Consider the following 23,672-nt stretch of genomic DNA (forward strand, 5'->3'; position numbering starts at 1 on the left):
CTTATACCAATTTATCTAAGAAACTTTCCCCAATCATGGCAGTTTCAACACCAAAGTTATCGGCAACAGTCGCTGAAATATCTGCAAAATGTCCTACTGGAATGACACCATTTCCTTTAAAAGCAGGACTATAGGCCAACAATGGAATATATTCACGAGTGTGGTCTGTTCCTGCATACGTTGGGTCATTTCCATGGTCCGCAGTAATCAAGAGAAGGTCGTTCTCTCTCATGGCTGCGATAATTTCAGGCAAGCGTTCATCAAACTCATGCAAACAATCACGGTAACCGTGAGCATTACGACGGTGGCCGTAAAGGGCATCAAAGTCAACTAAGTTTGTGAAGGAGAATCCTTTTTCAAACTCAGCAAGTCCCATGGTCTTCAACAGTGTATCAATTCCGTGGCTATTTGACTTATTGTGTCCCATATCATGGTTGATACCCGCACCGTTAAAGATATCGTTGATTTTACCAACAGCATACGTATCGATGCCAGCTTCGTTCAATTTATCCAAAACAGTTGGTGCAAATGGGGATACAGCCAAGTCACGACGATTTGCTGTACGAGTGAAGTTTCCTGGTTCACCAACATATGGACGGGCAATGATGCGGCCTAGAAGGGCAGGGCGCTCAAGGGTAATCGAACGAGCGTATTCACAGATACGGTACAATTCATCCAAAGGAATAATGTCTTCGTGGGCAGCAATTTGCAAAACAGGGTCAGCTGAAGTATAGATAATCAACTCCCCAGTTTCCATCTGACGTGGTCCAAAGTCATCGATAACGGCTGTTCCTGAGTAAGGTTTGTTAGCTTCACGAATAACCTTGCGTCCTGAGAATTCTTCGATTTTTGTCAAGATTTCTTCTGGGAATCCGTTCCAGAAAGTATCGAAAGGCTCAGTAATGTTGAGTCCCATGATTTCCCAGTGTCCAGTCATAGTATCCTTACCAAGAGATACTTCCTCTAATTTTGTTGCATATCCTGTTGGGTTGCTTTCAGCCGGTACAGTCTTCAAAGGCGTTTCGCGAGGAATATTTCCAAGACCGATTTTAGCCATGTTTGGCACATTCAAACCAACTGTTTTGGAAATGTGTCCCAGTGTGTCAGAGGCTCCATCTGGAACCCCTGCATTGACAAAGTTATTGGCATCTGGTGCAGCACCGATTCCTACAGAATCCAATACCACCAAGTGAATACGATTAAATTTTGACATAGTGTATCTCCTTATTATTTTAGTTATCTTGCTTTTGTTGAAGTTAAAATCTGAACCCCGTCTCGTCCAGCAACGATGACCTTATCCACCATTTGGTTGAATAAGCCGTGCTCTACAACACCAACGACATGGTCCAATTCTTGTCCGAAAGCAATTGGATCTTCAATGACATCCAAGGCAAGGTCAATGATAAAATTCTGCATATCGGTCACAAAACGTTGGCCGTCTTTTTCACGGAAACTTGGTTTGTAGCCAGCTCGTTCAAAACGACGAAAGACCTGTTCCGCGCCATACTGAACCACTTCTACAGGCAATTTAAAAGCACCTAGTTTCTCGACCAGCTTGCTTTCATCCACTACCCAAATATATTCTTTTGAGGGCGTTGCAACAACCTTCTCCATCAGGAGGGCACCACCACCACCTTTGATTCCATTAAACCGACTATCCACTTCATCCGCCCCGTCGACTGTCACATCGACAAAGTCTACTTGGTCAATAGACTTGAGTGGGATATTAAGCCCTTCAGCCTGTTTACTAGTCACACTAGAAGTCGTTACAGCTGTAATCTGCAATCCTTCTTCCTTGATCCGACGACCGATTTCTTCTACGAAATAATAGGCAGTAGACCCCGTTCCAAGTCCGACTACCATGCCATCCTTGACAAACTCAGCAGCCTTGATACCTGCCATTTTCTTCAGATTTTCCACTCAAACACCTCCATTAAAGAGCTATTTCTATTATAACATGTATCCTTTTTTATTTCATGGATACACTAGAAAAACCCGAACATTTTTATTTTTATGTCCACCTTGTTTTGGTAGTTAGAATCTTAGTTATGAGAACTTGTAGATAAAAACATGTCCTAGCCAAAAGCAGCAACAGTTGATTTTTTATCATAAAGATGATTAAATAGTTAAGTACAGAAAAGGAGAAATAAGATGAACCCATTAGATTTGTTTAACCAAGTAAAAGAATTAATCGAAACAAAAGATTTCGAAGCTGCAAAAACATTTGTTGCAGAAAATCAAGACCAACTTGGAGAATACTTCTCTCAAGCTCAGCAGTTGATTTCTGGTTCTGAAGGTCTAGATGGCCTCGTTGGAAAGATTAAAGGATTTTTCTAAAAGATATAAAGGCGCCTGAAACAATCAGGTGCCTTTTTGAGATATTTTTTTCATTTTTTGGGGAAGATGACTGCTGATTTCCGTCGGCAAGACCACATAATGTTCTTGAGATAGTTCTTGGGCTATGGCTGAATGAAGATGGGTTGCTACTGCCACACGTTCGTAGAGACTGGCCTGTCGAAATTGGCCTACAAATCCTGCAATCATCCCAGCCAGAGTATCTCCCATTCCCCCAGTCGCCTGATAGGGACCACCAACCTGTAACTGGTAATAATCAGATTGGCCAACTTGCCAAATACGAGTAGCTGAACTTTTTTCAACTAAAATCGTTCCTTGAGGGAAGGAAGTCAGGGCACTAGCCGTTGCAGCTTCGCTTTGATTTTCAATAGCAATACCAGACAGCTTTTCCCATTCTTTTTGGTGGGGAGTTAGGATAAGCTGGTTAGACGGAAATGACAAACTTGTCCTAGCAAGAATAGTCAAAGCACCTCCATCTACAATCAAAATCTGATTCTGTCTTAAGCTAGCAAAGACCTGTTTTACTAAATCTTCTCCAAAAACATCATCTCGTAAACCAGGCCCCAGCAAGACAACTTCTGCCTTCTCCAATTGCTCTTGTAACAATTGCTGGTCTTGCAGAGAAAAGGCCATAGCCTCAGGTAAATGGCTGTGCAGAGCAGGGATATTTTCCCTATCCGTTCCAACGGTCACCAATCCTGCACCGCTTTTTACAGCTGCCAAAGCAGCCATGATAATAGCACCACCATAAGGATAGGTCCCACCCAGCAACAGCAGACGACCGTAATTTCCTTTATGACTTGTACGAGAACGTTCAATAATGACTTTTTCTAATAATGCTTGCTCAATCACTCTCATCGTTTTTCCTCAACTATCCTTTATCTGATTGTTTTAAAACAACTTGATAGACTTTCTTAGTCCACTCTTCTAAGTCTTCTCCAGCATAGTCAAGATAATACACCCTATCTTGTATTTTGGTTGGAATAATATTTTCAAATTGGCTCTTATTATGAGTTGGAATAATGCAAATATACAACTCACTTAATAAATTAAGCATGTCCTTAATTTTTACAGCATGGTAACCATCAAAAATATAACCAGGAACTTTAATCAAATCTGTATAGATAAAATGAAAACTTACTCCAGGAATAAACTTGTCTTGTAATTCTTTCTCTGAAGGAGCTCGACCTAATAAACGCTCCATCGCCAATCGATAACCAGAACTTGTATTTGACCACCCTAACATGACATAGTCAAAATAATCTATCGGATCAGATGCAGCATTTCGACTATCCAAAACCAACTCCTCAGCATCTCGCCCAAAGGCTTTCACAGCAGATAAAAGACGACCAGTTTTAAAAATAGAAATCGCTGCATCTATAGTCGTAGTATGACTACAGTAGTCTGAAGTCACTAACCTCTTATGTAGGTCATAAGTCGAGGCTACTCTTTTATCTGTAGGAGTAAATGGTGGCAGAAAGGGATGCTGACAGATGTAATCTAAAATTTCTTTTTTTAAACAAGAATCAGCACACTCAATACTTGTTTGACGTTTATGAAGTTTTTCGTAAGCTATAAATTTAGCAATTTTTTCTAATTCCCACTCTTGAATATTTGGATAATCAATTAGTGCTAAGTAGTATATTCCATCCCATTGTAAACTATATTCCCCATTATAAATTTTTAAAATCATCTAATCACCTCACTCCATTATACAACAAAAAGGAGGCACATACCTCCTTTTATAAACTTATTTCTAAAATTTAATATTCATTTCTGCCATTTTAGATATAGCTATAGAAAATACACTTTTCTCAGAAAATTTTTCTCTTATTTTCTATCCAATGTCCGAATCGCTGCCTGATAAGTTTGCTCCATCAGCATGGTAATGGTCATAGGACCGACACCTCCAGGGACTGGCGTGATATGGCTAGCAAGTGGGGCAACCGCTTCATAATCCACATCTCCACAAAGCTTACCATTTTCATCGCGATTCATCCCAACGTCAATGACAACCGCACCTGGTTTGACAAAGTTAGCAGTTACAAACTTGGCACGACCGATTGCAACAACCAGAATATCTGCTTTAGCAGCCACCTTGGCAAGATTATGAGTCCGTGAGTGAGTCAAGGTCACTGTTGCATTCTTGGCCACAAGAAGCTGAGCCATGGGTTTTCCAACGATATTGGAACGACCGATAACAACCGCATTTTTACCTTCTAATTCAATCCCATATTCATGAAACATTTCTATAATTCCTGCAGGCGTAGAAGGAATCATGACTGGATGACCAGACCAGAGGCGTCCCATGTTTAAGGGATGGAAACCATCCACATCCTTTTCTGGGTCAATGGCCAACAAAACTGCTTCTTCATCAATATGTTTTGGTAATGGTAACTGGACCAATATCCCATGCCAAGCTGAATCTTGATTGTATTTGGCAATCAAGTCTAACAATTCCTCTTGAGTAATGGTATCTGGAACTCGCACAACTTCACTACGGAATCCAGCCGCAAGGGCTGACCTCTCCTTGTTACGAACGTAGACTTGGCTGGCAGGGTTGTCCCCAACCAAAATCACTACCAAACCAGGTACTAGCCCCGTTTCTTCCTTTAATCTTTTAGTCTTTTCAGCCAGCTGTCCTTGTAACTTAGCTGCTAGAGCCTTCCCATCAATAATCTGTGTCATATCACTTCTCTTTTCTTTCAAATATCTTCCATTATACCAAAAACTGCTAATCCCCTCTAACACTTCTTTCCTAGGCTATCCTATAGTTTCAAACTATAAGAAAAAGCTCTAGTCGAGCTTTTCATTAATCTATACTTTATATGTAAAGTTAGCTACAAATAGCTCCACAAAACTAACTTATAAAACCTTACTCAAGAAGTCTTTAGTCCGTTGTTCTTGGGTTTGTTCAAAAATCTGTTCAGGTGTTCCATCTTCAACAACCACACCATCTGCCATAAAGATGACACGGTCTGCCACCTCACGAGCAAATCCCATTTCATGTGTTACGATAACCATGGTCATTCCTGACTTGGCTAAGTCTTGCATAACAGCCAACACCTCACCTACCATTTCAGGGTCCAGGGCTGAAGTTGGCTCGTCAAAGAGCAAAACATCAGGTTCCATAGCTAAACCACGCGCAATAGCAATCCGCTGTTGCTGACCACCTGACAAACTCTGTGGATAAGCAGTTGCCTTATCTGGTAAACCAACTTTTTCCAAAAGTTCCTGAGCTCTCTTCTCTGCAACTTCCTTACTTTCACCTTTGGTCTTGATAGGAGACAAGGTGATATTTTCCATCACAGTCATATTAGGAAAGAGATTAAATTGTTGGAAAACCATGCCCATCTTCTCACGCATGGCAAACAGGTCATTCTTCTTGTCCGTAATATCGACTCCCTCAAAGATAACCTTCCCCTTGGTCGCTTCTTCCAACAAATTCATAGAGCGAAGCAAGGTAGATTTCCCGCTCCCTGAAGGACCGATGATAACGACAACTTCTCCTCTTTTAATCTCGAGGTTGATGCCCTTCAATACTTCATTCTTTCCAAATGATTTATGTAAATTTTCAATTTTTATCAAGGTTTCTGTCATTATTTCTTATCTCCTTGTCCCATACGTTTTTCAAAAGCTTTCAAGGCTACTGTCAAAATAGAGGTCATAATCAAGTAGTAAAAGGCTGCAAATAAAAGTGGTGTTAAAGGTAGATAGGTTGTTGTAGAAACTGTTGTAGCCCCGTTCCACAACTCCATAACACCAATAGCTGATAAGAGGGAACTATCCTTGATAATAGTGATAAATTCGTTCCCCAATGCTGGTAAGATATTTTTGATTGCTTGTGGCAAAATCACATAGCGCATAGCGTTTTTAGGACGAATCCCTAAAGAATAGGCCGCCTCTAACTGACCTTTTGGAACCGCATTAATCCCAGCACGAACAGTCTCAGAAACATAGGCACCACTGTTCATAGAGATAATCAAAATCCCTGGAATCAGACGAGAAAGATCAACACCCAAAATTCCAACCTGAATAGTCGGAGCATTGATGTGCATAAGGGCAAAGGCAATCATAATCTGAACCATCATCGGTGTCCCGCGGAAAATCCAAACGTACAAGTTGGCGAGCCAAACAAGCGGTTTAAACTTTGAACGTTGCCCAAAAGCCAAGACAACACCCAAAATAGTCCCAAAAAAGACAACACAGATAGAAATGAGAACCGTCACGACAGCCCCATAGTTAAAATAAGGTAAATACTTAGGTAAAAAAGAAAAATTCATAGTCACACTGCTTTCTAAAATAGAATACTGTATGATTATAACATGTATTGAATTAAAATTCAAATCTTTTGTCTAATTTATTCAAAAAACCTTTAAGCTAGTAGAATTAGCGAGAAATCTTAGTTTTTTCTAGGCAAGTTGACCTCCTTTATGGTAAAATAGTAACGATAAGAAATGAAGGAGAATCAAAATGGAATCACATTTGGTTAGAATCATCAACCGCCTTGAAGCAATGACAAAAGACGGTGGAAATTTAAAACGTAATTTTGAACGCGAAGGAGTTGTTGTTGCAGAAGTTGCATACAGCCACGACGAAGAAAACGGCTCAATCTTTACCCTTCGTGATGTCGAAGCTCGCGAAACTTATACGTTTGACAGCATTGACTTGATTGCAATGGAGATTTACGAACTCCTTTACTAATACAAAACAAGCTGGGATTACACCCTGCATGTCTAACCAAAATCCTTTTTGTCTCACAAATAGGATTTTTTTATAGTCTAAACTCACAAAAATTTTCATTGTAACAACTTCTCAAAGCTGCAATCTTTTTACTTGCTTTACACCCCAATCCTGTTATAATGAGAGTATAGAAATTTGACTATTTTTGACCATTAAACAGGTCAGGCTAAATAAAGAAATGAGGTAGATGTATGCTTTGTCAAAACTGTAAAATCAATGACTCAACGATTCATCTTTATACCAATCTCAATGGAAAGCAAAAACAAATTGACCTCTGTCAAAACTGCTATAAGATTATCAAGACAGATCCTAACAATAGCCTCTTTAAAGGTATTACGGATCTGAACAATCGTGACTTTGATCCCTTTGGTGATTTCTTCAATGACCTAAACAATTTCAGGCCTTCTAACAATACTCCTCCGACTCCCCCAACCCAATCAGGTGGAGGTTACGGTGGAAATGGCGGTTATGGTTCCCAAAATCGTGGACCTGCTCAAACTCCTCCACCAAGCCAAGAAAAAGGCCTACTGGAAGAATTTGGTATCAACGTAACTGAAATTGCCCGTCGTGGAGATATTGACCCCGTTATTGGGCGCGACGATGAGATTATCCGTGTCATAGAAATTCTCAATCGCAGAACCAAGAATAATCCTGTTCTTATCGGTGAACCAGGTGTCGGAAAAACTGCCGTTGTCGAAGGTCTAGCTCAGAAAATTGTTGATGGCGATGTTCCACATAAACTACAAGGCAAACAAGTCATCCGTCTAGATGTAGTTAGCTTAGTTCAAGGAACGGGTATCCGTGGACAATTTGAAGAACGCATGCAAAAACTCATGGAAGAAATTCGCAAACGTGAGGACATCATCCTCTTTATCGATGAAATCCATGAAATTGTCGGTGCTGGTTCTGCTAGCGATGGCAATATGGATGCTGGAAATATCCTCAAGCCAGCCCTTGCTCGTGGGGAACTGCAACTGGTCGGCGCTACTACCCTCAATGAATACCGTATCATTGAAAAGGATGCAGCCCTAGAGCGTCGTATGCAACCTGTTAAGGTCGATGAACCAACCGTAGAAGAAACAATCATTATCCTCAAAGGAATTCAAAAGAAATACGAAGACTATCACCATGTTCAGTATACTGATGCTGCAATTGAAGCAGCTGCAACTCTGTCCAATCGCTACATCCAAGATCGCTTCTTGCCTGACAAGGCCATTGACCTCCTAGATGAAGCTGGTTCAAAGATGAACTTGACCTTGAATTTTGTGGATCCTAAAGTAATCGATCAGCGCTTGATTGAGGCTGAAAATCTTAAATCTCAAGCTACACGAGAGGAAGATTTTGAGAAGGCCGCCTACTTCCGCGATCAGATTGCCAAGTATAAGGAAATGCAAAAGAAAAAGGTCACAGACCAAGATACTCCTATCATCAGTGAGAAAACCATTGAGCACATTATCGAGCAGAAAACCAATATCCCTGTTGGAGATTTGAAAGAGAAAGAACAATCTCAACTCATCCATCTAGCTGAAGACCTCAAGTCTCATGTTATTGGACAGGACGATGCAGTTGATAAGATAGCCAAAGCTATTCGCCGAAACCGTGTCGGTCTCGGTACGCCTAACCGTCCAATTGGAAGCTTCCTCTTCGTCGGACCAACTGGCGTCGGTAAGACAGAACTTTCCAAACAACTAGCTATCGAACTCTTTGGTTCTGCTGACAGTATGATTCGCTTCGATATGAGTGAATATATGGAAAAACACAGTGTAGCTAAGTTGGTCGGCGCCCCTCCAGGTTATGTTGGCTACGATGAGGCTGGGCAATTAACTGAAAAAGTCCGCCGTAATCCATATTCTCTTATTCTCTTGGATGAAGTAGAGAAAGCCCATCCAGATGTTATGCATATGTTCCTCCAGGTCTTGGACGATGGTCGTTTGACAGATGGGCAAGGACGTACCGTTAGCTTCAAGGATGCCATCATTATCATGACCTCAAATGCAGGTACAGGTAAGGCCGAAGCCAGCGTTGGATTTGGTGCTGCTAGAGAAGGACGTACCAATTCTGTTCTCGGTGAACTCGGTAACTTCTTTAGCCCAGAGTTTATGAACCGTTTTGATGGTATTATCGAATTTAAGGCTCTCAGCAAGGACAATCTCCTTCAGATTGTCGAGCTTATGCTAGCAGACGTTAACAAGCGCCTTTCTAGCAACAACATTCATTTAAATGTAACTGAAAAGGTCAAGGAAAAATTAGTTGACCTCGGTTATGATCCAAAAATGGGAGCACGTCCACTTCGTCGTACTATTCAAGACTATATTGAGGACGCAATCACTGACTACTACCTTGAAAATCCAAGCGAAAAAGACCTCAAGGCAGTTATGACCAGCAAGGGCAACATTCAAATCAAATCTGCCAAAAAAGCTAAAGTAAAAACTTCTGAAAAAGAAGTATAAATCCTATAGAAAAGGAGTAGAAAATGAAAATTTTCTGCTCCTTTTTACAAAAGTCACTATAAATTCTTGACAGCTTGGCCTTTGTCCATTAAGATAATAATAAAGATAATAGATAATGAGGAAAATGCAATGGCAAACCCAACTTTCGGAGAAAAGAAAGCAAATACAGACTATGTTTCACGCTATGGCGTATATGCAGTTATTCCTGATTCTGAACAAAAACAAATTGTTCTTGTTCAAGCACCCAATGGCGCTTGGTTCCTACCAGGTGGCGAAATTGAAGCTGGTGAGAACCATCAGGAAGCCCTAAAACGTGAATTGATTGAAGAGCTTGGCTTTACAGCTGAAATTGGTACCTATTACGGACAAGCTGACGAATATTTCTACTCTCGTCATCGTGACACCTACTACTACAATCCTGCCTACCTCTATGAAGCGACTTCTTTCAAAGAAGTGCAAAAACCACTAGAGGACTTTAATCATATTGCCTGGTTCCCTATTGACGAGGCTATTAAAAACCTCAAACGTGGTAGCCATAAATGGGCTATTGGATCTTGGAAAAAACAGCATAAGATTGACTAAATCAAGCTACTTTATTTAAAAAGTGCTATAATAGAATTAGAAAATCGGAGGAAATGTTATGAAGCTAATCAATACGACAAACTCACACTCGCAACTTGTTAAAAGCCAGCTAGAAAGTACAGATGCAACCCTTGTTGAGGTTTATTCTGCAGGGAATACAGATGTTATTTTTACTCAAGCTCCGCTTCACTATGAAATCCTCATCTCAAACAAACACCGCGCTATTCGTGAACCTGAAATCGAAGCTATTCAAGAATTTTTCTTGAAACGTAAAATTGATAAGGACTCTATTGATGAGGCCAATATCAAAACCCTCTATTCAGAAAAATTAATTGGAATTTCGATTCCAACCAAATAAAAAATTGGAGAGTTTAAAAAGCTTTTTGGACCTTATAGTACAAAACGAGGTTCTAACTTGCTTTTTGGATCATCTCCAATTTTTTATCTTGAAATCTTATCATACAAGATTTTATAGATAATTAAGGAGACAAACATGGGAGATATCATATATAGAGAGGCAAGACTTGAAGAAAGCGAAAAAATTGGAAAACTATTAGCTAATTCCTTTCTTGACTATCCTTTTTTAACGATTTTAAAAGACGATTTGAAGAAACCTGACTCCTATCCTGCTTTTGTAGAAACATTGCAAATTCTGCTTACTAGAGTCTATATTCAAAAAGGAAACTGTTTGGTTGCGGAACAAGATGGAGAATTACTTGCAGTCGCCCTTTTGCAACAAAAGGATTTCTGTATACTATCCTATCTACGAAATGGCGGAACAAACATTTTTCGCTACATTCGACCACGAAATCTTTTTAAATACTTTGACTTTATAAAACGTTCCAAAAAGCACTTAGAACAAGCAGGAGAGTTTGATTGGTATTTGATGGCTTTAGCTGTTAATACAGCAAGTAAGGGACAGGGAATTGGCAGTACTTTTCTGACACAAGGGATTGAACCTTATGTCAAATCAAAAGGCTGTAAACACTTGGGTTTCATTACCAGCACAGCTAGAAATGCCTCATTCTACGAAAAAAACGATTATGTCCTACTAAACTTTATGGAGATAGAATACGGTTCAAGATCAATTGGTAACTGGGCATTTTTAAAAACAATGAATGAATAAATAAAAAAGATTTGGTGCTGCTTATCACAGAACCAAATCTTTTTTATTATGTTAGAAACGAATCGTCTCACGTGTTTTTTCGTATGAAGTGACAAAACGGTTGGTTACACCTGGTTCTGCAACTTCCAAAGCTTGCGAAATCTTATCAAATGAAGCATGGTAATTAAATTCTTTTTCAAAAATTTCTAATGATTCATTAAAGGCTTCTTGAATTCGTTCATCAAATGAGCGGTAACGGTTCGAATACTGTAGTAATTGTTCTGTCAATGTTGCATATTGAACAATATTATAGGTTTCTTCTTCAAGTGCGTTCATATCATTTGTTGTAATTTCAAGCATCCGGTTCACAGCTTCGATATTAACCCGAGCTTCTTCTAGTTCAGCCATCAATTCTTCAGTATGGTTACTTGCTGTAAAGAACAACTGTAAGAAATTCTGAGGAATACCTGGAAGATTACGTTTTTCCATATATCTCTTAATTGTGTGAAGACGATTAACATAAACATTTGCCTTCTGGCGAGCATTGATATCATCTTTTTCAATCTGAGCAAGACGTTGACTAACCGCAACTTGTTCATCTTCAATTTCCTTCAAAGTCGCTTGTAAGTTTTCCAAGCGATCTTCAAGCAATGAATAAGGTTCAGAATGTTCCTCTTGTTCAGAAGTTAATTCCAATACAGATTCTTCCAAAGACTCTAACTCAGCTTGTAATCTATGAACATGACTAACATCCGTTTCAGATAGTAGGTAATTGTTACTCAATCGTTGAATATCTTCCACTAAAACAGCATTACTATCTTTCATGTGTTTCAAATATGTAGGAAGGGTTGCAACTAAGCCTTCTACTACTTTTTGAGCAGCAATTTCTCGTGTAAAGATATCATAGAGTGCATTGATTTCTTCTTGAACTTGAGTATTTTCATACTCAGCATTATCCAACTCTAATTGTGCAATATTTTCGTGGTTTTTCTTCAAAGATTCATAAAGCAATTGGAAGCGAGATTCAATATCCGTTTCAGCAAAATGATAATTAGCATCTAAAAGTTTACGGTAACCGTCTTCCAAATCTTCCAATTGATCAGGTAGCTCTTTAGATAATGTTTTTACAATCGCTGGCAAGCGGTCAACAATGTGACTCAAAGCCAAGATATGATTTTCAGCATTATCTAAAATCACAGCAGCTTCTACTGGGTCACCTGAAGTGTTTAAAGTAACAAATTGAGAAAACTCTGATTGGATATTTTCCAATTGTTTTTCGATTTCAGATAAACCTTGGCCATATTCTTCAGAATGATCAGCCACTCGGTGTTGCAACTCTTCAAACAAGTCCAAGGTATGAAGAACACGTCCACTATTTTTAGACTCTTGTTTCTCCAAATCTGCCAAAGCATTGCGAATTGCCGCAATATCTTCTTCAATCAAAGTAATTTGGCTCTCGATTTGGTCGATTTGATGACTGGCCTTGAAAAAACGGAATGAGTTGTTATAGCCTTCTGCTTCAAAAAGATTATTTTCGATATCAGCAAAAGAGTTAAGAGATAGGTCAACCCATTTTTGGTTCCACTCACGGAAAGTCACTTGACTTTGTCCAATCAAGTGCATGTTTTTTACAGCTTCAACTTCATCGTTTACTGGAAGATTGTACAGCTCTTCTTTTTTCTCTTCTAAAATTGCTAATTTACTTTCATTGCGTTTTCGTACGTAGATTGCGATAGCATAGGCAATTACTAAGAAAATTGCAACTGCAATTGCAAGATAAATTACTAGTCTATCAGACATATTAAACTCCTTTTTTACTTGAAACAATCGTAATGATTATATCATATTTTTTAGACCAAGGGAACTACTTCTCCCGATTTTTTAGACATCAAGTGTACTATAGACGGCATTTTCTTCGATAAACTCACGACGAGGCTCTACTCGATCCCCCATCAACATATCAAAGATTTTATCTGCTTCTGCAGCATCATCCACAGAAACTCTAGCCATCAAGCGGTGTTCTGGATCCATGGTTGTTTCCCACAATTGGTGGTCGTCCATTTCACCAAGACCTTTATAACGCTGAATAGTCGGTTTGGTGCGACCTTCACTATAACGGGCCAAGGCTTCTTGGAGTTTGATTTCTTGATCTGCTCCTGGCTGGATGTATTCTTTAATCTCACTTCCAACCTTAACACCATAGATTGGAGGTTGGGCAATATAAACATAACCAGCTTCTAGGATTGGTTTCATATAACGATAAATCAAAGTTAAAAGAAGGGTACGAATGTGGGCTCCATCGACATCGGCATCGGTCATCAAAACGAGTTTTTGGTAACGAGCTTTTGAAACATCAAATTCTGCGCCAAATCCTGTTCCCATCGCTGTGAAAAGACTACGAATTTCTTCGTTAGCTAGAATTTTATCCATACTTGCCTTTTCAACGTTCAAAATCTTACCGCGAATTGGTAGGATAGCCTGGAACTCACGGTTACGACCAGATTTGGCTGATCCACCAGCTGAGTCTCCTTCGACGATGAAGAGTTCCGTTTCAGCTGGATTGTTAGAAGAACAGTCTGCTAGTTTCCCTGGAAGATTAGAAATTTCCAAACCAGATTTTTTACGAGTGACTTCACGCGCACGCTTAGCAGCCACGCGAGCTTTAGCAGCCAAAATTCCTTTTTCAACGATACGTTTGGCAATCTGTGGATTTTCCATGAGGAAATCAGAGAAAGCATCACTGAAAAGGCGATTGGTAATCTTAACCACTTCGCTATTTCCCAGTTTGGTCTTGGTTTGTCCTTCAAACTGTGGATTTGGGTGTTTAACTGAGATAACTGCAGTTAATCCTTCGCGGACATCTTCCCCTGTCAGGTTGTCTTCATTGTCTTTTAGTAACTTATTCTTACGAGCATAATCGTTGATGACACGTGTCAAGGCTGTACGGAAACCTTGTTCATGCGTTCCACCTTCATGTGTATGAATATTATTGGCGAAACTCATGACATTTTCATGGTAACCAGTTGTGTACTGCATGGCTACCTCAACTGTGATATCATCCATCTCACCGTCTGTATAGATTGGTGTATCAAAGATTACATCCTTGTTCTCGTTGATATATTCAACATAACTAGCAATCCCACCTTCATAATGGTAATGCTTGGTTTGTTCCAAACCTTCGCGCTTATCTGTGATGGAGATTTGAAGACCGCGATTTAGAAAGGCCAATTCTTGAATGCGTTTATTTAATTTATCAAAATCAAAGGTTGTTGTTTCCGTAAAGATTTCTGGGTCTGGTGTGAAGTGAACCGTTGTTCCAGTCCTATCTGTATCCCCAACCACCTCAAGATCAGCAACAACATGACCACGACGGTATTCCTGGTAATGAATCTTACCGTTTTTGTGGACATGAACGTCTAATTGAGTGGAAAGGGCATTAACTACTGATGACCCTACTCCGTGAAGACCACCTGAAACCTTGTATCCGCCACCGCCAAACTTTCCTCCAGCGTGAAGGACAGTAAAGACAGTCTCAACGGCAGGTCGACCTGTTTTTTCCTGAATATCGACGGGGATACCACGCCCATCATCGACAACAGTAATCGAATCATCTGGCTCAATAAAGACTTGAATATGACTGGCAAATCCTGCCAAGGCCTCATCAATTGAGTTATCAACAATTTCCCAGACTAGATGGTGAAGACCTTCTTTTGAGGTTGATCCGATATACATTCCTGGACGCATACGAACAGCCTCTAAGCCCTCTAAAACTTGAATTTGACTGGCATCATATTCTTGTGCCTGCAGATTTTTAATTTCTTCTGTCATCTTATTCCTTTTTCTTACATGTCTAATACTTGTCTTAAATTCACGATACTGGTAAACAAGTGGGTAGCTAGTCCTGCAGCTTGCCCAGCTTCGATATCAATCGGTCGATCACCAATTACAAGACCAGAGTTAATCTGATACTTTTCTCTTAAATAAATCATGGACTCAGGATCTGGTTTTCTCTTAAAGCCTGAGTTAGAAGTCACCACTTCTGTAAAATAAGCTGCTATAGAGGTTTTTTCTAAAATTTCCAAGACCTGATCATTTCGATGAGAGACTAAAAAATGACGCCCACCTTGATTTGAAATATCTTCCAATAAGTCAGAAACTCCATCAAATAAAATCGGGTGTTTAAGCTCTCTGGCTTCATTTTCCTTATACTTTTCTAAAAAATTCTCTAAGTTGGGAGCGAATGTCTCAATCGCAAAATCAGTAGAAACCTTTAAAGCCTGATAGACACTGTCATGGTCTTGTGTGATGCCATACAATGCCAATGTTTCAACAAAGGCAGCTGTTGAAGTTTCGTAATTATCCAGTAAAGTTCCACCTAAATCCCAGATGTAATCGTGATATTTCATACCCTTCATTATAGCATTTTTTTATGAAAAAAGCGATGATTTCCCTGATTTTTCCACATAAAAAAACGAGAGTTTGACTCCCGTTTTACTGATTTTTACCAAAGACATCTCGATAAAGCATTCCTGTTCGTAAAGTCTCTGCGTCTCCTCCTAATTGCTCTACCAACTCGTAGGCAAAAGCAAGGGCTGTTGAAGGGCCTCGACTAGTTGTCAATTGACCATCTACCACTACTGTTTCCTTGACGTAGTGACCATCAAGGATTTGTTCTTGAACGCCGTCATAACAAGTGTACTGCTTGTTTTTCAATAGCCCTGCTTGATTGAGGGCAATTGGCGCAGCACAAATAGCTGCTAGTTTTTTTCCTTCTCGTTCGAAGCTTTGCAATTCTTGAATCAAGACCTGATTATCACGTAAATGTGCAGAACCAGGCATCCCTCCAGGAAGAACAATCATGTCATAGTCTGATAAATCACCATCAAAAACACGATCTGCACTTACTTGGATTGCATGCGAACCCGTCACTTTCTCTTCAAATCCTACCATATCACAAATGATATTTGCCCGACGCAAGACATCTACAACTGTCAAAGCTTCAATTTCTTCAAAGCCCTGAGCTAACATGACTGCTACTTTAACCATGATTTTCTCCTTATTTGATTTGTTTTAATACAACCTTTTTCCGTTTGAATGGAACTTTTCCGCTCTTTTCTTCAGCTAAATTAGTCTGGTAACTCATAGATAAAAGCAAGCCAATACCAATCAAGTTACTGATAATAGCCGATCCACCTTGAGAAATGAAAGGTAGGGGAATCCCCGTCAAAGGAAGCAAACCTGTCACAGCACCGATATTCTCAAAGATATGGAAGAGCAACATCATAATCAAACCTGTGGAAATATAGGTGTAGAACTGGTTATTTGATCTAAGAGTAATCTTCAACATACGGTAAATGAGCATGAGGTAAAGGGCAATAACAAGGACTGAGCCAATAAATCCAAAATCTTCTGCAATAACCGTGAAAATCATATCCGACTCACGAACTGGAATAAGCAGATTCGAAGCATTAAACCCCTGACCAAATAAGCCACCGCTTCCAATGGCAATCTGCCCTTGAGCCTGTTGGTAAGTGGTTGTTTGGGCAAAGTCAAATGGATTAAGCCAAGCCAAGATCCGATTAATTTGGTAGGTCGGCATCCCCAATTGATGGAGAAAAGCCCTTCCGTCCTTGCTGATAAAAATGGCTAAGAATCCAGCAATTCCTGTTACCGCAGTCACAAATACTGGGATAATAATTTTCCAAGAAACTCCTGATAATAAAACAATTCCTGAGAAAATGGCCACAAAAACCAAAGCCGTCCCCAAGTCACTTTGAAGTGCCAAAAGAACTAGTACTGGAATGGTAAAGAGAATCATCCAGAAAATTAACAAAAAGTCCAGCGGAACTGTGCGTCTCCATTCCTTATGTTTTTTGGTAAACTGGACAATGACACGAGCCAGCATGAGGATATAGGATATCTTCATAAATTCTGACGGTTGGAACAAGGTGATTCCATTTACCGAAATCCAGTTTTTAGCACCCGTGGATGCAACCAAGCTCGGATTATAAAAGACAATCGGCAGAACCATGAGTCCCAAGCCTAAAATATATAGAAAAGGGGTCACCTTCCAAAGAAATTCTGTATTAAAGAGCATGACTATAAAACCAATCACAAGTCCCAAGGCGATCCAGGCGACCTGCTGCCCTAAAATGGGCAGAATATTGTTTGGATAATCATGACTAACAGCTATATAAATAGCTACCACACCGATAACCAGTAGGAAAAATACTGGCAGGAGCAAACTATAATCGACTCTAGAGTCGAGAGAACGTTTCATATACACTAACCTTATACTTTCATACAATACTATTTATCAAAGTTCATTTAAAAATTTATCAACAGCCTCATCAACTTCGGATCGAGAGACGGTTTTAACAGTCGCTTCTTTTGCTAGAGATGCTACTATCTGTTTGCCATATCGCTTTCCGACGATTCTCCTATCCAGAATGAGGGTTAAAGAACGTTGGTGTTCACGTCTCATACTTCTTCCCAAAGCCTGTTTTAAACGAATAATAGCCATAGGCAATTGATAATCATAAAAGGCATTTTTCCCTTCTTGAATTAGTTCCTGATTAATCTTTTTCGTCAAGGGATCTTGGGGATTTTGGAAAGGAAGTCTCGGTACAACTTGAATCACAAAAGGATGACTTGAAAAATCAACTCCCTCCCAAAAACTTGCTGCACCAAGCAAGATTTGTTGTTCTCCTTTTTCAAAGCGTTTCTTCAGTTGATGAACATCCCCATTTTTATACTGGGCCAGATGGCTAACTGGAAGTAAATCCGATACTGCTAGAAGCATATCTTTAGCAGTAAAGAGAACCAAAATCGGTTGTTGGAAAACTTGAACATCCATCAGCAAATCAGCTACCTCTTTAGCGTAAACTTCTAAGGAGATTTCTGTTACCAGGGGAAAATCTTTGACCAAGACCACTTCTTGATCCTGTTTTTTATGAGCTTCAATCTTAACAAATTTGGCTTCGGGATAACCTAAAAGGTCTGCCAAAGAAACCCTCTGACTAATCTCAAGAGTAGCCGACACTCCCAAGACTTGACATGAAGCAGGCACTAAAGAAGATAGAAGAATACGACCTGATTTTGTAGAAGAAATCTGAATTTTCTTCTGACTCGTTTCAGTTGCTTCAAGCCAGTAATCACCTTCAGCCGTAAAATAGCGAACCAGTTCCTCAAAGCCTTCTACCTCTAATTCTGAAAAATACTGGTGGAGATTGGCCAGAGAATCCAAGATATTTTTTCGAGATTTTCCAGACTGAAATTGTTCTATCAAGTAGAGACACTCAAAGCGAATACTTTCTAATATTCGTTGTTGAATCCTATTTTCTTCTCCTACTAAAGCCTTATCAACTAAATCAATAATAGACTGGATATCGTAGGTCTGTTGAAGCAGATTTTCTAGAGCCAACAAAACTTTTTGGACTTCATCAATAATCAGTAAACGGTCGCTGATAAATTCAGGATTATCTTCAAGTCTGGTTACAAGATAGGCATGATTGGTCACTAAAAGCTTGCAGGTTTTTGCCCTTTCTTGACTACGTTTCCAAAAATCTTCCGTCACAAATAAGCTTTGAGATGATAAATTCCCGTCATGACGAAGATCTGTTAGAAAATGTTGGTAACGGTAGAGTTGCCCGATTTCATCCAAATCTCCTGTTTCTGTCTCTGTCAGCCAGACCAAGAGTTGCATTTTAAAGCGTCTAAATAAGCGATTTTCATCATTTTCCTGCAAGGAACGATAAAAGGCATCCAACTTCAGATAATTGTGTGGTCCCTTTAAACTATGAATATCTATATGGAACACATCCTTAAGACGTTTTCCTTCTTCTTCCATGATCTGATTTTGAAGAATCTTTGTCGGAACACTAAGAACAATTTGACGCTCTTTGGCTTGAGATAAAGCGGGTAAGAGATAGCCATAGGTTTTCCCAATCCCTGTCGGTGCTTGAATCAGAGAGACAGGCTCATCTTTCAATAGCAAGCCAACCTCTCTAGCAAAACTTTCTTGTCGTTCCCTCACTTCAAGGTTCAACAAAGAAATATTTTTAGAAAAATCTTGAGATAATTTTCGTGACTCATTTGGGGTTGCAGGTTTCTTGAAATATAGTCCTTGAACTTCGACCAAATCTGAAGAAGTCAGAATAGATTGGTTGCAATAAATTTCTTCAATAACCAAGTAGGACTCATATAAGAGAGCGTCAGCCATTTCCAGCAAGCGTTCTAAAAGACCTTTAGGAAGTTGGGCCATCTTTTCTCGTAAAAAAAGAAGTAATTCCGCTGTAGCTTGGGCATCTGAAAGGGCTGTGTGAGCATGTTTTAGAGGAATTCCTAATTCTCGACACAATATCGGCAAGCTATATTTTTCCAGTTCAGGGAAAAAGACCTGAGCCAATTCGACCGTGTCAACACGAGGATTTCTTAGTTCATAGCCTTCAAAAAATAAATTTTCCGCCAAGAGATTGGCATCAAATCGAACATTATGGGCTACAAAAATCCCATCCTTCACCAAGTCAAAGATTTTTCTAGCAACTTGCGAAAAATCAGGTGCTTGCGCCAGACGTTGGTCTGTCAATCCTGTCAGTTCTTTGATATGAGCATCCAAGGGTTCATGTGGATTAACATCCGTCGTATAGTGATCGACGATGTTTCCGTCATCAATCACGACAATTCCCACTTGGATAATTTTAGCCTTACTACCTGTGCTAGTTGCCTCTAAATCAACCACAACATAGCGATTACCAATCGTTTTCATTATAAAAAATTATACCAAAAAAAGGGCCATTTGGCACCTGCAAACATGGGATAATTTTCAAACTCAAGAAGGTCACTTTTCTTAAAAATCCTAGTAAATAGAGCATCCTAGCCTACTAATTCTTTGAAAATATTGGAGAATAAGAAAAATTAAGAGAAGAAATGTTTGCATCTTCGCTCTCTCAACGAATCATTTACTTTATTTAACCATGTCAGGATCGTAGTCATAAAATCCTGTATCAAGGAAACGGTTTTTAGGGTGAAGTTTACGAACTTCTTCATCCAGCAAGAAAGCTTGGTCATGGCTAAAGTTACCCTCTTGAATCAAGCTGCGCGCTTGGATAAAGAGTTTTGCAATCTCAACAAAGTTCTGACCAGGAGTATAAAGTCCTTCTAATTTCCAATGAGTAAAACCATGCTCCACCAATTCTGTCAATTTGGTCATCAAATCAAGGTCATTGTTGGCAAAGATGTGGGTACCATGATTGTCTTCAAAGATAGAGTAATGGCTCTCAGGGTCACTTGGCTCTGCCAAGAAAAGGTCACGCTTGCGAGTCTTTTCATCATCAATATGCGTGAAGTTATAGTAATTTTGCAAGAGCGGACGTTTAGAATGGTGAATAACACTAGCTCCGTAAACCAAAACTTCAGCAGGAATTTCCAAAATCTCTGGCATTTTGAAAAGTTCAGCTGATGGAATTTCACGCGCCAAAACAGCCTCAGATGCACCAGCCTTTTGTCCCCAGAAGTTAATCTGGCGACTGCTAGTTACCATAGTAGAAGCATCGTAGATGGTCTTAAAGGAATAGCCATCGCGATTGACCACATAAAAGACACCTGCATCCCCAATCGTAATGTAGTCTGTCTGGATTTCTTCCAAAAAGTCTAAGAAAGGCTTGATACGATCCATCATATCTTGGTGCATGAGGGCGTTAACCGCAACAATCAATTCCTTACCTGCTTCATGAACCACCTTAGCAATTTCACGCAATTTGTCATGACTAAAGGTTGTTGGCAGACGAAGGCCAAAATCTTTCTCACCGACATAGATACGATCTACGCCAACTTCGAGCAGTTGTTTAACTTGTTCAATACTTTCAGCAGTTGCTGTAATGATAATCTTTTCCATAAGAAAAATTATACCACATTTCTCAAAAATCAGCTATGAATACTGGGAATTTTCTAAAAAAGGCAAAGTCATTTTTTAAGGTTTGCAATTAAAAAGTGAACAGTACCAGCACCGTTCACTCTCTTTTTATGCATGTGTTTCTTCAACTAGGTGTCCATCGTTCATCACATAAACACGGTCCACCTTATCTAGAAGACGAGTATCGTGCGTAATCATCACTACTCCTCTACCTTGCTCATGTGCGATAGATGCTAGCATATTTGTTACTTGATAGGCCCGCTCTGTGTCAAGACTAGCTGTTGGCTCATCTGCAAGAACGATGCTCGGATTGTTATAAAGCGCTCTAGCAATTGCGGCCCGTTGACGTTCGCCACCTGATAAAGCCTTGGGATACTGATCTTGTACCTTTTCCAAATCCAACAAGTCAAGTAACTCTTTTCGATCACTTTTACTATTTTTTCCCTTATCCAGTCTGTCTATCAAGTCCAGCTGTTCCTTGACCGTTAGAAAAGGAATTAAGTTTGAAGCCTGAAGAATAAAGCCAAACTCTCTAAAACGGAGGTCTGTTTTCTCCTTCTCCGTTAAACTGCCTGTTTCCTTCCCCTTAACTAAAATTTTTCCGCTCGATTCTTCCTGAAGTTGTCCTAGAGTCGTTAGAAAAGTCGTCTTTCCAGAACCTGAAGGCCCAACGATAGCTACGAACTCTCCCGCATTTAGCTGAAAATTCGTCTCATGTAGAGCTACGACTTTCATCTTTCCTTCCCCGTACGTTTTTGTCACTTGAGTCATTTCAATCAATGCTGTCATACTATTCTCCTTATCATTCTGCAATCGCAGTAATCGGGTCCACCTTTAGCAAGCGTGGAAGTGAAATGACACCACCTAGCATGGCCATCAAACAAATCACCAAACTTAGGACAGAGTAGGCTATCCAACTTGGGTAGAAAAAGAAAGTAGCTGGTAAGACTAAAATCACTCCTCCAATAGCAAGCAAGGCTAAAGCAATCCCCATACCAGCTAGGAAGAAGATTTGACAGAAAAGAGACCATACAATGGTTTTGATCTGTATTCCCTGAGCCCGCATTATTCCATAAAGTCCTAGTTTTTGTATGGTAATGATATAAACAAATATACCCACAATCAAGCCTGTGATGACAATCATAGCAATAATCATCCCTGAAAATACATTAACCTGAGGTGTGTAACCAGGAATTTTCGATATCATTTTTGGAATAGAAATCTGTTTCAATCCATCGCCAGCCACTTCTATATCATTTTTCAATACCAAGGCAGAGATCGATTTATTAGATTTTAAAGTTCCTTGTAAGGTCCAATAAGTTGTCAAACTCGTAAAGACAACTGGCTCAGTAAAAAACTTATTTCCTTTAGTCAGCCCTACAATCTTGTAACTTACTTCGCTTCCATTGAGCTGAATGGCATCACCCAACTTCATTCCATAGTTTTCAAAGGACTGATCCACGACCACCTCATCATCCCCTTCAGGATAACGGCCCTCCGTCAAACTAGGAGAGATAAAAGCGTCCCACTCTTGAGCAAAGATGGAAACATTGACCTTTTCACTATCATCGACTAGATTGGTCACAGCAAACATATACCCTAGTGGAGTAGCCTCTTTAGAACTCTTATCCTTGTAGTCCTTTTCAGGAATAAAAGATGCCGTCAAATTATCATTTGCGTAGTCAGATAAAACCACACCCGTCGCTTGCCAATTATCAATAGCGGCTCGGTTGTTTCGCACAAGACCAAGAGCTAAACTGGTCATAAAAAAGACCATGAAAGCGATAAGAAAAATGGTAGTTAGAATCAAACTATATCGAAGTTTGTTTTGTAATATTTCTTTGATAGCAAGATACATGCTGATCTCCTTTAACTTTTCCAAGAGGTATCGATTAGACACCCCACTACTATAAAAATAGGAGACAGAAAATCTGTCTCTGTATTCAAAACAAATCTCACTAATCAAATTAAATAAAATCAAGAAAATAAGGAAACAAATTTTCGTAAAAAAGAATCATTTGGTAGCTCAATTTCCTTACGAATATAAGCAATTATGAATATTAATAAGTATTTGGTGTCCATCCATCCTATCATTTTCACATTATGGTGTCAAGAAAAGTGATTTTGAAAAGGGACTTTATTCTTATTGTAACCTTTCTGTAATAATTCTCTGCTGAAAAAATGATAAAATAGGTATGTACTGTTAAGGAGAGAATCATGCCCGTAAGAAAATTACAGTCCTATGAGGTAGACTATCAAGAAGAATTAAGCCAGCAGGTTCCTCGCTATCAAGATTATACACCTGAAGCGCAATCTGATGCCAATCTCAAGGAAATCCTATTTTTTGTTAATATCGCTGTTTTTTGTATCTGTATTGCTATCTTTAGTTTTATCTTTTTAGCATTAAAACTATCAACTGCTCTTGCATTTGCCGCAGCAATCGGATCCAGCTTACTTATTTTAAAAGTTCAACGGTCTATCATCAAACGAAAACGTAGAAGATAAATCCAAAATATCGCCCCAT

The 23,672-nt window shown here is 39.5% G+C and carries 23 protein-coding genes; 7 read left to right on the forward strand and 16 right to left on the reverse strand.

Annotated elements, in window-relative coordinates; all coding sequences use genetic code 11:
* Position 1 precedes the first annotated feature (1 nt).
* Entirely contained in the window at positions 2–1,213 is a 1,212-nt protein-coding gene (locus N8O43_RS01610) for a phosphopentomutase (RefSeq protein ID WP_000033118.1), read from the reverse strand.
* Positions 1,214–1,236: 23 nt separating this feature from the next.
* Positions 1,237–1,920 (reverse strand): ribose-5-phosphate isomerase RpiA, encoded by a 684-nt coding sequence (rpiA, locus tag N8O43_RS01615; protein ID WP_261052522.1) that lies wholly within the window; start codon positions 1,918–1,920, stop codon positions 1,237–1,239.
* A 231-nt stretch (positions 1,921–2,151) separates the two neighbouring features.
* Between rpiA and N8O43_RS01620 the strand changes: the two genes are divergently transcribed.
* Positions 2,152–2,337, forward strand: coding sequence for a hypothetical protein (locus N8O43_RS01620; RefSeq protein ID WP_001068557.1), 186 nt, complete (start codon positions 2,152–2,154; stop codon positions 2,335–2,337).
* A 24-nt stretch (positions 2,338–2,361) separates the two neighbouring features.
* Here the strand turns inward: N8O43_RS01620 and N8O43_RS01625 are convergent, their stop codons facing one another.
* The 5 genes from N8O43_RS01625 to N8O43_RS01645 form a co-directional block, all read right to left on the reverse strand.
* Positions 2,362–3,213, reverse strand: a complete 852-nt coding sequence (locus N8O43_RS01625; protein ID WP_261089198.1) for an NAD(P)H-hydrate dehydratase — start codon at positions 3,211–3,213, stop codon at positions 2,362–2,364.
* A gap of 13 nt (positions 3,214–3,226) precedes the next feature.
* A complete protein-coding gene (locus N8O43_RS01630) occupies positions 3,227–4,048 on the reverse strand; it encodes a hypothetical protein (RefSeq protein ID WP_000601058.1) in 822 nt (273 codons plus the stop codon).
* Between the two features lie 137 nt (positions 4,049–4,185).
* Positions 4,186–5,043, reverse strand: a complete 858-nt coding sequence (locus N8O43_RS01635; RefSeq protein ID WP_000192104.1) for a bifunctional methylenetetrahydrofolate dehydrogenase/methenyltetrahydrofolate cyclohydrolase — start codon at positions 5,041–5,043, stop codon at positions 4,186–4,188.
* Between the two features lie 177 nt (positions 5,044–5,220).
* Positions 5,221–5,955 carry an amino acid ABC transporter ATP-binding protein gene (locus N8O43_RS01640; RefSeq protein WP_000140957.1) on the reverse strand — a complete coding sequence of 245 codons (735 nt, stop codon included), beginning with the start codon at positions 5,953–5,955 and terminating at the stop codon, positions 5,221–5,223.
* The gene (locus tag N8O43_RS01645) at positions 5,955–6,638 is read right to left on the reverse strand and encodes an amino acid ABC transporter permease (RefSeq protein ID WP_001011639.1); all 684 of its coding nucleotides are present in this window, start codon (positions 6,636–6,638) and stop codon (positions 5,955–5,957) included. Before N8O43_RS01645 ends, N8O43_RS01640 begins: the two co-directional genes overlap by 1 nt.
* Before the next feature lie 190 nt (positions 6,639–6,828).
* Between N8O43_RS01645 and N8O43_RS01650 the strand changes: the two genes are divergently transcribed.
* From N8O43_RS01650 to N8O43_RS01670, 5 genes are all read left to right on the forward strand, one after another.
* Complete coding sequence (locus tag N8O43_RS01650; RefSeq protein WP_049515694.1) at positions 6,829–7,059, forward strand: DUF1797 family protein; 231 nt, start codon at positions 6,829–6,831, stop codon at positions 7,057–7,059.
* Between the two features lie 230 nt (positions 7,060–7,289).
* A complete protein-coding gene (locus N8O43_RS01655; RefSeq protein WP_261089200.1) occupies positions 7,290–9,548 on the forward strand; it encodes an ATP-dependent Clp protease ATP-binding subunit in 2,259 nt (752 codons plus the stop codon).
* A gap of 129 nt (positions 9,549–9,677) precedes the next feature.
* Positions 9,678–10,130, forward strand: a complete 453-nt coding sequence (locus N8O43_RS01660; protein ID WP_261012423.1) for an NUDIX hydrolase — start codon at positions 9,678–9,680, stop codon at positions 10,128–10,130.
* Between the two features lie 58 nt (positions 10,131–10,188).
* Positions 10,189–10,488: a DUF1827 family protein gene (locus N8O43_RS01665; RefSeq protein WP_000767189.1), complete on the forward strand. Its 300-nt coding sequence runs from the start codon at positions 10,189–10,191 to the stop codon at positions 10,486–10,488.
* 135 nt (positions 10,489–10,623) lie between these two features.
* Positions 10,624–11,256: a GNAT family N-acetyltransferase gene (locus tag N8O43_RS01670; RefSeq protein WP_084888412.1), complete on the forward strand. Its 633-nt coding sequence runs from the start codon at positions 10,624–10,626 to the stop codon at positions 11,254–11,256.
* 51 nt (positions 11,257–11,307) lie between these two features.
* Here the strand turns inward: N8O43_RS01670 and ezrA are convergent, their stop codons facing one another.
* From ezrA to N8O43_RS01715, 9 genes are all read right to left on the reverse strand, one after another.
* Positions 11,308–13,035, reverse strand: a complete 1,728-nt coding sequence (gene ezrA / locus N8O43_RS01675) for a septation ring formation regulator EzrA (RefSeq protein ID WP_261089202.1) — start codon at positions 13,033–13,035, stop codon at positions 11,308–11,310.
* Positions 13,036–13,116: 81 nt separating this feature from the next.
* A complete protein-coding gene (gyrB, locus tag N8O43_RS01680) occupies positions 13,117–15,063 on the reverse strand; it encodes a DNA topoisomerase (ATP-hydrolyzing) subunit B (protein ID WP_261089203.1) in 1,947 nt (648 codons plus the stop codon).
* A 14-nt stretch (positions 15,064–15,077) separates the two neighbouring features.
* Positions 15,078–15,641: an HAD family hydrolase gene (locus N8O43_RS01685; RefSeq protein WP_045612540.1), complete on the reverse strand. Its 564-nt coding sequence runs from the start codon at positions 15,639–15,641 to the stop codon at positions 15,078–15,080.
* Between the two features lie 85 nt (positions 15,642–15,726).
* Positions 15,727–16,281, reverse strand: coding sequence for a DJ-1 family glyoxalase III (locus N8O43_RS01690; protein WP_045611376.1), 555 nt, complete (start codon positions 16,279–16,281; stop codon positions 15,727–15,729).
* A gap of 10 nt (positions 16,282–16,291) precedes the next feature.
* Positions 16,292–17,515 (reverse strand): FtsW/RodA/SpoVE family cell cycle protein, encoded by a 1,224-nt coding sequence (locus tag N8O43_RS01695; RefSeq protein ID WP_045611374.1) that lies wholly within the window; start codon positions 17,513–17,515, stop codon positions 16,292–16,294.
* Between the two features lie 36 nt (positions 17,516–17,551).
* Complete coding sequence (locus tag N8O43_RS01700; RefSeq protein ID WP_261089207.1) at positions 17,552–20,002, reverse strand: bifunctional DnaQ family exonuclease/ATP-dependent helicase; 2,451 nt, start codon at positions 20,000–20,002, stop codon at positions 17,552–17,554.
* Between the two features lie 198 nt (positions 20,003–20,200).
* Positions 20,201–21,130 carry a peptidase U32 family protein gene (locus N8O43_RS01705; protein WP_060628529.1) on the reverse strand — a complete coding sequence of 310 codons (930 nt, stop codon included), beginning with the start codon at positions 21,128–21,130 and terminating at the stop codon, positions 20,201–20,203.
* Positions 21,131–21,256: 126 nt separating this feature from the next.
* Entirely contained in the window at positions 21,257–21,937 is a 681-nt protein-coding gene (locus N8O43_RS01710) for an ABC transporter ATP-binding protein (RefSeq protein WP_060628530.1), read from the reverse strand.
* A 13-nt stretch (positions 21,938–21,950) separates the two neighbouring features.
* Complete coding sequence (locus N8O43_RS01715) at positions 21,951–23,006, reverse strand: ABC transporter permease (RefSeq protein WP_261089209.1); 1,056 nt, start codon at positions 23,004–23,006, stop codon at positions 21,951–21,953.
* A gap of 359 nt (positions 23,007–23,365) precedes the next feature.
* Between N8O43_RS01715 and N8O43_RS01720 the strand changes: the two genes are divergently transcribed.
* Positions 23,366–23,653: a DUF3270 domain-containing protein gene (locus N8O43_RS01720; RefSeq protein WP_261089210.1), complete on the forward strand. Its 288-nt coding sequence runs from the start codon at positions 23,366–23,368 to the stop codon at positions 23,651–23,653.
* The last annotated feature ends 19 nt before the right edge of the window (positions 23,654–23,672 follow it).

The organism is Streptococcus mitis, from assembly GCF_946190335.1.
GTDB classification, from domain to species: domain Bacteria; phylum Bacillota; class Bacilli; order Lactobacillales; family Streptococcaceae; genus Streptococcus; species Streptococcus mitis_CH.